Source organism: Streptomyces recifensis, from assembly GCF_002154615.1.
In the GTDB taxonomy this organism is placed as follows: domain Bacteria; phylum Actinomycetota; class Actinomycetes; order Streptomycetales; family Streptomycetaceae; genus Streptomyces; species Streptomyces griseoluteus.
On record NZ_MUNH01000279.1, the window covers coordinates 1 to 8680 of the forward strand.

At 70.5% G+C, this 8680-nt stretch carries 8 protein-coding genes and 1 tRNA gene; 3 read left to right on the plus strand and 6 right to left on the minus strand.

The genetic code is table 11. The features are described from left to right. Positions 1-632: glycoside hydrolase family 18 protein (locus CCN33_RS16455; RefSeq protein WP_483027245.1), on the plus strand; the 632-nt coding region annotated here is incomplete at its 5' end. A 76-nt stretch (positions 633-708) separates the two neighbouring features. Here CCN33_RS16455 and CCN33_RS16460 read toward each other — a convergent pair. From CCN33_RS16460 to CCN33_RS16475, 4 genes are all read right to left on the minus strand, one after another. After that, positions 709-2160 (minus strand): GH1 family beta-glucosidase, encoded by a 1452-nt coding sequence (locus tag CCN33_RS16460; protein ID WP_086694358.1) that lies wholly within the window; start codon positions 2158-2160, stop codon positions 709-711. Positions 2161-2273: 113 nt separating this feature from the next. Continuing rightward, a complete protein-coding gene (locus CCN33_RS16465) occupies positions 2274-3158 on the minus strand; it encodes a carbohydrate ABC transporter permease (RefSeq protein ID WP_086694359.1) in 885 nt (294 codons plus the stop codon). Beyond that, positions 3145-4176, minus strand: coding sequence for a carbohydrate ABC transporter permease (locus CCN33_RS16470; RefSeq protein WP_086694360.1), 1032 nt, complete (start codon positions 4174-4176; stop codon positions 3145-3147). Before CCN33_RS16470 ends, CCN33_RS16465 begins: the two co-directional genes overlap by 14 nt. Next, entirely contained in the window at positions 4173-5495 is a 1323-nt protein-coding gene (locus CCN33_RS16475) for an ABC transporter substrate-binding protein (RefSeq protein WP_086694361.1), read from the minus strand. Before CCN33_RS16475 ends, CCN33_RS16470 begins: the two co-directional genes overlap by 4 nt. A 303-nt stretch (positions 5496-5798) precedes the next feature. On the opposite strand from CCN33_RS16475, the gene CCN33_RS16480 reads away from it, so the two are divergent. Beyond that, complete coding sequence (locus CCN33_RS16480) at positions 5799-6857, plus strand: LacI family DNA-binding transcriptional regulator (protein WP_086694362.1); 1059 nt, start codon at positions 5799-5801, stop codon at positions 6855-6857. 104 nt (positions 6858-6961) lie between these two features. Continuing rightward, on the plus strand, positions 6962-7702 hold the full coding sequence (locus tag CCN33_RS16485; RefSeq protein WP_086694363.1) for a class I SAM-dependent methyltransferase: 741 nt from the start codon (positions 6962-6964) through the stop codon (positions 7700-7702). A 78-nt stretch (positions 7703-7780) separates the two neighbouring features. Here CCN33_RS16485 and CCN33_RS16490 read toward each other — a convergent pair. Together CCN33_RS16490 and orn are read right to left on the minus strand one after the other, a co-directional pair. After that, positions 7781-7853 (minus strand) — tRNA-His (locus CCN33_RS16490). Between the two features lie 106 nt (positions 7854-7959). Further along, positions 7960-8562: an oligoribonuclease gene (gene orn, locus CCN33_RS16495; protein WP_086694364.1), complete on the minus strand. Its 603-nt coding sequence runs from the start codon at positions 8560-8562 to the stop codon at positions 7960-7962. Positions 8563-8680 lie beyond the last annotated feature (118 nt).

The window sequence follows — 8680 nt, forward strand, 5'->3', positions numbered from 1 at the left end:
CCTCCGCCGACGCCCTGGCCGCCGCGTACGGCAAGGCGGTCGACGCCTTCAAGCTGACCAAGGTCGACTTCGACGTCGAGGGCGGGGCGCTGCCCAACACCGCCGCCAACACCAGGCGTGCCCAGGCCATCGCCAAGCTCCAGGCCGCCCACCCCGACCTGAACGTCTCCTACACCCTCCCGGTGATGCCCGAGGGCCTCACCCAGGACGGTGTGAACCTGCTGGCCGACGCCAAGGCCAACGGCGTCCGCGTCGACGGCGTCAACATCATGGCGATGGACTACGGCCCGGCGTACAGCGGCGACATGGGTGACTACGCGATCCAGGCCGCGACCGCCACGCAGGCCCAGATCAAGGGGGTCCTCGCGCTCTCCGAGGACGACGCCTGGAAGACGGTCGGCGTCACCCCGATGATCGGTGTCAACGACGTGGCCACCGAGATCTTCAAGGTCGACGACGCCGGCCAGCTCGTGGACTTCGCCAGGTCCAAGGGCATCGCCTCGCTGTCCATGTGGTCCGGCACCCGTGACAAGAGCTGCGACGGCGGCACCAAGCCCACCGCCGACGCCACGTGCAGCTCGATCACCCAGGACAAGTTCGCCTTCTCCAAGGCGTTCGCCGCCTTCAACTAGGCGCGCGGGAAAGTGAGGCCCGGCGGTGTCCAGACCGCCGGGCCTCACTCGTGGGTCCGGGCGGGCCCGGTCCCGGTCAGCCCGCCGACTCCACCGACGGCAGCGTTCCGGTGCGGGCCGCCTCGCCGTACCAGCGGGCGCTGGACTTCGGGGTGCGCTCCTGCGTCGCGTAGTCCACGTAGACCGCGCCGAACCGCTTCTCGTAGCCGTAGGACCACTCGAAGTTGTCCATCAGGGACCACAGGTAGTACCCGCGCACATCGGCGCCGTCGCGCAGGGCGTCGCGGACCGCCGAGAGGTGGGCGTGCAGGTAGGCGACGCGCTCCGGATCGTGCACCCGGCCGTCCGCGTCCGGCTTGTCGTCGTAGGCGGCGCCGTTCTCCGTGATGTACAGCGGGAGTCCGGGGGCCTCGCGGGTGTAGCGCATCAGCAGGTCGTACAGGCCGGACGGGTCGACGGTCCAGCCCATCTCGGTGCGCTCGCCGGGGCTCTGGTGGAAGAGCACGTCGTCGGCGCCGGGCCAGGGGGAGTGCTCGCTCGCGCCGTGGCCGTCCGCGCGCGGGCCGCTGACCTTGTCGGTCACCGCCGAGACCAGCGCCGGGGTGTAGTAGTTCAGGCCCAGCGCGTCCAGCGGGGCGTTGCTGGTGGCGAGGTCGCCGTCCAGCACGAAGGACCAGTCGGTGAGCGGGGCCGTCGCGGTGAGCAGGGACTCGGGATAGGCGCCGTGCAGCATCGGGCCGTGGAAGACGCCGTTGGCCAGGTCGTCGATGCGCCGGGCCGCCTCCAGGTCCGCCGGGTCCTGCGAAAGCGGGCGCACGACGGCCGAGTTGAGGCTCACCGCGACCTGGTTGCGGGCCGGCATCGCCGCGCGCAGCGCCGAAGCGCCCAGCCCGTGCGCCAGGTTGAGATGGTGGGCCGCCCTCAGCGAGGCCACCGGATCGGTCCGGCCGGGGGCGTGCACCCCGGAGCCGTAGCCCAGGAAGGCGCTGCACCAGGGCTCGTTGAGGGTGATCCAGTTCTCCACCCGGTCGCCCAGCGCCTCGCCGACCAGGTGCGCGTACTCGGCGAACCGGTGCGCGGTGTCCCGCTCCGGCCAGCCGCCCGCGTCCTCCAGCTCCTGCGGGAGGTCCCAGTGGTAGAGGGTGACGGCGGGCTTGATGCCGTTCTCCAGCAGCTCGTCCACCAGCCGCCGGTAGAAGTCCAACCCGATCTGCACCGCCGGCCCCCGCCCGGTCGGCTGCACCCGCGACCAGGAGACGGAGAAGCGGTACGCGCCGAGGCCCAGGTCCGCCATGAGGGCCACGTCGTCGCGGTAGCGGTGGTAGTGGTCGACGGCCACGTCACCGGTCTCACCGCCCGCGGTCTTGCCGGGCGTATGGCTGAAGGTGTCCCAGATCGAGGGGGTACGGCCGCCCTCGCGCACCGCCCCCTCGATCTGGTACGCGGAGGTCGCCGCGCCCCAGAGGAAGGCCGGCGGGAAGGTGACCTCGGAGGCCACGGGGGAGACCGTGGAGGAGGAGTCGGGCATGGAAGCGCTCCCATCGAGAGTCGGGAAGACGTCGGGAAGACTCGGGGCAAGAGGAGGGGCCGGGGCGTCGGTGTCCCGGCCCCCCTGGACGGGACGGTGCTCGGCGGGACAGTTCAGCCCTTGATCGCGCCCTGCATGATGCCGCCCACGATCTGCTTGCCGAACAGCAGGAAGGCGATCAGCAGCGGCAGGGTGCCGAGCAGCGCGCCCGCCATGATGACCGCCTGGTCCGGTACATACCCGGTGCCGAGGGCGTTCAGGGCGACCTGCACGGTCGGGTTCTGCTGGTTGAGGGCGATGATCGGCCACAGGAAGTCGTTCCAGGCGAACACGAAGGTCAGCAGGCCGAGCACAGCCATCGCGGGCCGGGCCGCCGGGAACACCACGTGCCACACGATCCTCAGGCTGCTCGCCCCGTCCACCCGCGCCGCCTCGATCAGCTCGGTCGGCAGCGCCTGCACCAGGTACTGCCGCATGAAGAACGTGCCGAACGCGGTCACCAGGCTCGGCAGGATCACCGTCTGGAGCTGATTGGACCAGCCGAGGTCGCTCATCCACAGATACAGCGGGACGACGGCGAGCTGCGGCGGGATCATCATCGTGCCGATGGTCAGCAGCAACAGCAGCCCCGAGAACCTGAACCGCAGCTTGGCGAAGGCGAAGCCGGCCAGGGTGGAGAAGACCACCGTACTGACCGTGATCGTGCCCGCGACGATCAGCGAGTTGAGCATCGCGGTGCCGAGCCCGGCCTGGTCCCAGGCGGCCTGGAGGTTCTTGAACAGGTTGCCGCCGAACCACAGCGGCGGCGGGGCCTGGGCGAGCCGCCGGTCGGTGCGCGAGGCCGCGACCGCCGTCCACACCAGCGGCGCCAGCGAGACGAGCGCGAACACGACCAGCGCCACGTAGGTCACCGGGCCGGCGTGCAACTGCTTGCCCGCCTTGGTGGCCCGGCGCCGGCCGGTGCGCGCCTCGGGAAGAACGAGCTCACCTGCGGTCATCGGACCTCCTCAGCCAGCGGGTCAGCAGCAGGTTGACCGCGGCGATGATCAGCAGGACCAGGAACATCGTCCAGGCGATGGCGGACGCCTTGCCGAGGTTGCCGATGATCCAGCCCTGGTCGTACATGTAGAGACCGAGCGTCTGGTACTGGTGCTCCGAGCCGCCCTTGGTCCCGCTGACCCCGCCGAACAGCAGGGGTTCACCGAAGAGCTGGGTGGCGCCGATGGTCGAGACGACGATCGTGAACAGCACGGTCGGCCGCAGCTGCGGGATCGTCACGTGCCAGAACTGCTGGCGCCGGTTGGCGCCGTCGAGCGCGGCGGACTCGTACAGGTCCGCCGGGATGGCCTGCATGGCGGCCAGGTAGATCAGCGCGTTGTAGCCGGTCCAGCGCCAGATCACGATGCTCGACACCGCGAACTGCGATCCCCAGTCCGATTCGCGCCAGTTGACCGGATCGGCACCGAAGAAGTGGAGAATCCAGTTCACCATGCCGCCGTCCCACGAGTACAGCAGCGTGAACACCAGCGTCGCCGCCGCCACCGACGTCGCGTACGGGGTCAGCATCACCACGCGCCACACGGTGGAGCCGCGCAGCTTGTAGTTGAGCATGTGGGCCAGCCAGAGCGCCGCCATGAGCTGCGGGACGGTCGAGATCAGCCCGATGGTGAAGGTGTTCCGCAGCGCGTTCCAGAAGAAGTCCGAGGACAGCAGGTTCCGGTAGTTGGCCAGGCCCGCCCAGCTCTGGTGGTCCAGCGCGGACAACTGCACGTCGTGCAGCGAGTACCAGACCGTGTACAGCAGCGGAACCAGGGTGAACACACCGAACAGCACGAAGAAGGGGGCCACGAACGCGTACGGCGACGCCTTCGTGTCCCAGCGGTACAGCCGGCTGCGCCAGGAGGGGGCGCCGTCCGGCACACCGCGACCCTGAGCGCCCCGGACCGCGCCCGGCGGGATGCCGGGCGCGGTCTCGGCGCTCGACGCGGGATGCGCGAGAGCCTCGTTGGAGGTCACTGGCCGAGCACGTCCTTGATCTCCTTGGACGCGGCGTCCCAGCCCTGGGCCGGGGACTTGCCCTTCTGCTCGACCTGGAGGATGCCGATGTCACTGATCGCGGTGTCGATCGGCTTGTCCTTCGGACCCAGCGGCTGGGCCGGGATGGTCTTCGCCGCGTCGGAGAAGATCTGGGTGAGCGGCGCGTTCGAGAAGTACGCGGTGGTGTCCGCCTGCGGCTTCAGGCTCGCGTACGCCGACGGGGTGGAGGGGAAGCTGGCCTGCTTGGCGAAGACCTTGGCCTGCTGCTCCGGCGCGGTCAGCCACTTGGCCAGCGCGACGGCCTCCTTCTGGTGCTTGGTCGCCGTCGGCACCGCGAGGAAGGAGCCGCCCCAGTTGGACGCGGTCGGCGCCGCCGCCACGTCCCACTTGCCCTTGCCGGAGTCGCCGGCCTTCTCGCCGATGTAGCCGAGCATCCAGGCGGGGCAGGCCACCGTGGCGAAGGAGCCGTTGGCGAAGCCCTTGTCCCAGGTGGGGTCGAACTGCTTCAGCTTGGCCGACATGTCGCTGGTCGCCACGCTCATCGCGTCGTCCCAGGCGTCCTTCACCCCCTGGGACTTGTCCCAGACGACCTTGCCGTCCTTGTCGTAGTTCCGCTCGGAGGCACCGCCCAGGGAGGCGTTGTACACCGAGGCCGCCGAGTCGACGTACTTGGTGCCCTTGGGCGCCTTCTTCATGTACTGCTTGCCGAGGTCGACGTACTTGGACCAGTCGCCCTTCCACTGCTCGGCGAGCTTGGCGCGGTCGGTGGGCAGGCCGGCCTTGGCGAAGAGGTCCTTGCGGTAGCAGACCGCCATCGGGCCGATGTCGGTGCCGATGCCGATCGTCTTGCCGTCCTGGGTGGTGGCCTGGGCGAGCTTCCAGTCCAGCCACTGCGACTTGTCGACCTCCTTGCCGAGGTCGACGAACTTGGCGGCCTGCGTCTGCACGGCCTCCGTGATGTTGCCGACCTCGATGGCCTGGATGTCGTCGGTGCCCGAACCGGCCTGGAGGCGGGTGAGCACCTTCGGCCAGTACACGTCCGTACGAGTGGTGACGTTCTCCTTGATGTTGATGTCCGGGTGCAGCTTCATGTACTCGTCGTACAGACCGGCCTGCTTGTAGCCGAAGACCCCGAAGGTGCCGACCGTCAGCGTGATGTTGCCCTTGCCGTCGCCGCCGCCCGCGTCCGACGAGCCGTCGTCCGAGTCGCTGGCGCAGCCCGCCAGCAGACCCGTGGCCAGCGCGGTCGCGGCCATCATGGCCACCGTGCCGCGCGACCTGCGGATGCTCGTACGCATTGCGTCCTCCTGTTGCCTGACGTGCCGACCCCCCGGCCAACTGCATGGAAATCGCGTGGATCTGGGCCCGTTCGTACTCGCTGCGGCTCGGGCGGGGAACGTGCGGGTTGTGTAGGTGTCAGGTACCGTGGGAGCGCTCCCACATGTGATGGGTTGAAGGTTCGTCCGTTCGGGCCGGAGTGTCAAGGGAGTGCGCACGGCCAACGCGGTTCAGTTATCGGGCTGTTAACCGGCCAGTGGGATTTTCCGGCGGACAGTGTTGAATGTGAGGCCTGAGTGGGACGGCCGAGAGAGGCGGAGGCCATGGCGAGCCACGGGGTGCGGGGCGGCCGGAGCGGTGGGCGGCCGACGCTGGAAGAGGTGGCCGCCCGGGCCGGGGTGGGCCGGGGCACGGTCTCCCGCGTGATCAACGGCTCCCCGCGGGTCAGCGACGCCACCCGCGCGGCCGTGGAGGCCGCGGTCGCGGAACTCGGGTACGTCCCCAACACCGCGGCCCGCGCGCTCGCGGCCAACCGCACCGACTCCATCGCGCTGGTCGTGCCCGAGCCGGAGACCCGCTTCTTCGCCGAGCCGTACTTCTCCGACATGCTGCGCGGGGTGGGGGCGGAACTCGCCGACACCGAGTGGCAGTTGCTGCTGATCTTCGCGGGCAGCGACCGCAAGCGGCAACGGCTCGCCGACTACCTCTCCGCCCACCGTGTCGACGGTGTCCTCCTGGTCTCCGTGCACGCCGACGACCCGCTGCCGGATCTGCTGGACCGGCTGGAGATCCCGGCCGTGATCAGCGGGCCCCGGTCGGCGGGGGAGACGCTCACCTCGGTCGACTCCGACAACTACGGCGGCGGTCGCTCCGCCGTCGAGCACCTCATCGCCCGCGGCCGCCGCCGCATCGCCCACATCACCGGCCGCCCCGACGTCTACGGCGCCCAGCGCCGCGTCGACGGCTACCGGGACGCGCTGCGCGGGGCGGGCCTGGAGGTGGACGAACTCCTCGTCGAACCGGGCGACTTCACCGAGGAGGGCGGCCGCCGCGCCATGTCCGCCCTCCTCTCCCGCCGCCCCGACCTCGACGCCGTCTTCGCCGCCTCCGACGTCACCGCGGCCGGCGCCCGTCACTGCCTCCGCGAAGCGGGCCGCCGCATCCCCCACGACGTGGCCCTCGTCGGCTACGACGACTCCGCCATCGCCCGCCACATGGACCCGCCCCTGACCAGCGTCCGGCAGCCGATAGAGGAAATGGGCCGGGCGATGATCGACCTCCTCCTGTCGGAGATAGCGGACCGCCGTCCGGCGGGGACGCGGGGGCTGGAGAGGCGGCACGCGGTGCTGGCCACGGAGCTGGTGGGGCGGGAGTCGTCGTAGGGGCGTCGGTTCGAATCCGACCGCCCCGCCCCTTGGCGCTCTCGGCCGGACCGGGTGCGGTAATGGCGTTGACCGGCCCTGGCGGGCAGTGCTGGAGTCGGGGCGTGGACAGCATCCCCGCCAACCGGCGGCTCTGGAATCGGATCAGCGGTACGTACCAGCAGAAGCACGACCCGCGGATCGGCGCCGCGCCCCGGTTGTGGGGCATGTACTCCATCCCCGACGCGCACCTGCGGGCCCTGGGGGACGTCACCGGCAAGCGCGTCCTCGAACTGGGCTGCGGTGCCGGGCAGTGGTCCAGGGCGCTTGCCGCCGAGGGGGCCGACGTGGTCGGGGTCGATCTGTCCGAGGCACAACTCGACGCGGCGGCCCGTGCGAGGGGAGCTCACCGCTACCCGCTGGTGCAGGGCGCCGCCGAACGGCTCCCCTTCGCCGCCGACAGCTTCGACCTGGTGTTCTGCGACTTCGGCGGGCTCAGCTGGGCGCCCCCGCACCTGGCGGTCCCGCAGGCCGCCCGCGTGCTGCGCCGGGGCGGCCGCCTGGTGTTCAACGTCGCGAGCCCGTGGTTCGAAGCCTGCTACGACGAAGCCGCCGGCCGCGTGACCACGACACTGCGGCAGGACTACTTCGGGCTGGACACCATCGCCGAGGGCGACGGCGCGGCCAGCTACCAGCTCACCTACGGCGACTGGGTCCGGGTCCTGCGCGGCGCGGGTCTCGTCATCGACGACCTCATCGAGCCGCGGCCCGACCCCGGCACGCTCAACGGCTACAACAGGACCGACCCACCCGACTGGGCACACCGCTGGCCCGCGGAAGCGCTCTGGGTGACCCACAAACCGTAGGCTCCGCCCGCCGGGATCGGCCGCGGATACGACTGTGGGGCCGCTCCGTCGAAACGGAACGGCCCCACAGTCGATCAGGGTGAGTGACGGGACTTGAACCCGCGACTTCCTGGACCACAACCAGGTGCTCTACCAGCTGAGCTACACCCACCACGACCGGCGGTGGAACTTGTCGTTTCCCCGACCGGCCGAGAAGAAGTCTACAGGGTCCCGGGGGGTGCTCGCGCACACGTTTCCGCGCACGCGTTCCCAGGGGGCTACGCGGGCGGCAGGACGTACTTCGCGGCGATCGACTTGGCGGTGTCGGAGTCCGGGCCGGGCTGCGGGACGAAGACGGCCTCGCGGTAGTAGCGCAGCTCCGCGATGGACTCGCGGATGTCGGCCAGCGCCCGGTGGTTGCCGTTCTTCTCCGGGCTGTTGAAGTAGGCACGCGGGTACCAGCGCCGGGCCAGCTCCTTGATCGAGGAGACGTCGACGATCCGGTAGTGGAGGTGGGCCTCCAGGGCCGGCATGTCGCGCAGCAGGAAGCCGCGGTCGGTGCCGACGGAATTGCCGCACAGCGGGGCCTTGCCCGGCTCCTTGACGTGCTCACGGATGTACGCGAGCACCTGCGCCTCGGCGTCGGCCAGCGTCGTACCCCCGGCCAGCTCGTCCAGCAGCCCGGACGCGGTGTGCATCTGGCGCACCACCTCCGGCATCGTCTCCAGCGCGGAGTCCGGCGGGCGGATGACGATGTCCACCCCTTCACCGAGCACGTTCAGCTCGGAGTCGGTGACGAGGGCGGCCACCTCGATGAGCGCGTCGTCGGACAGCGAGAGGCCGGTCATCTCGCAGTCGATCCACACCATGCGATCGTTCATGTGTCTCACCTTAAGGGGCCCCGCACCCCACCGGACCCGCCCGTGCGCCCGGAGAAGAGCACGGAGAAGGGGGTGGGGAAGGCCGGGCCCTCCCCACCCCCTCGCACCGGCGATCCTC

Coding starts and splice junctions, on each gene's coding strand:
- CCN33_RS16480 (WP_086694362.1), top strand. CDS start 5,799: ATGGCGAGCCACGGGGTGCGGGGCGGCCGGAGCGGTGGGCGGCCGACG.
- orn (WP_086694364.1), bottom strand. CDS start 8,562: ATGAACGATCGCATGGTGTGGATCGACTGCGAGATGACCGGCCTCTCG.
- CCN33_RS16465 (WP_086694359.1), bottom strand. CDS start 3,158: ATGACCGCAGGTGAGCTCGTTCTTCCCGAGGCGCGCACCGGCCGGCGC.
- CCN33_RS16460 (WP_086694358.1), bottom strand. CDS start 2,160: ATGCCCGACTCCTCCTCCACGGTCTCCCCCGTGGCCTCCGAGGTCACC.
- CCN33_RS16475 (WP_086694361.1), bottom strand. CDS start 5,495: ATGCGTACGAGCATCCGCAGGTCGCGCGGCACGGTGGCCATGATGGCC.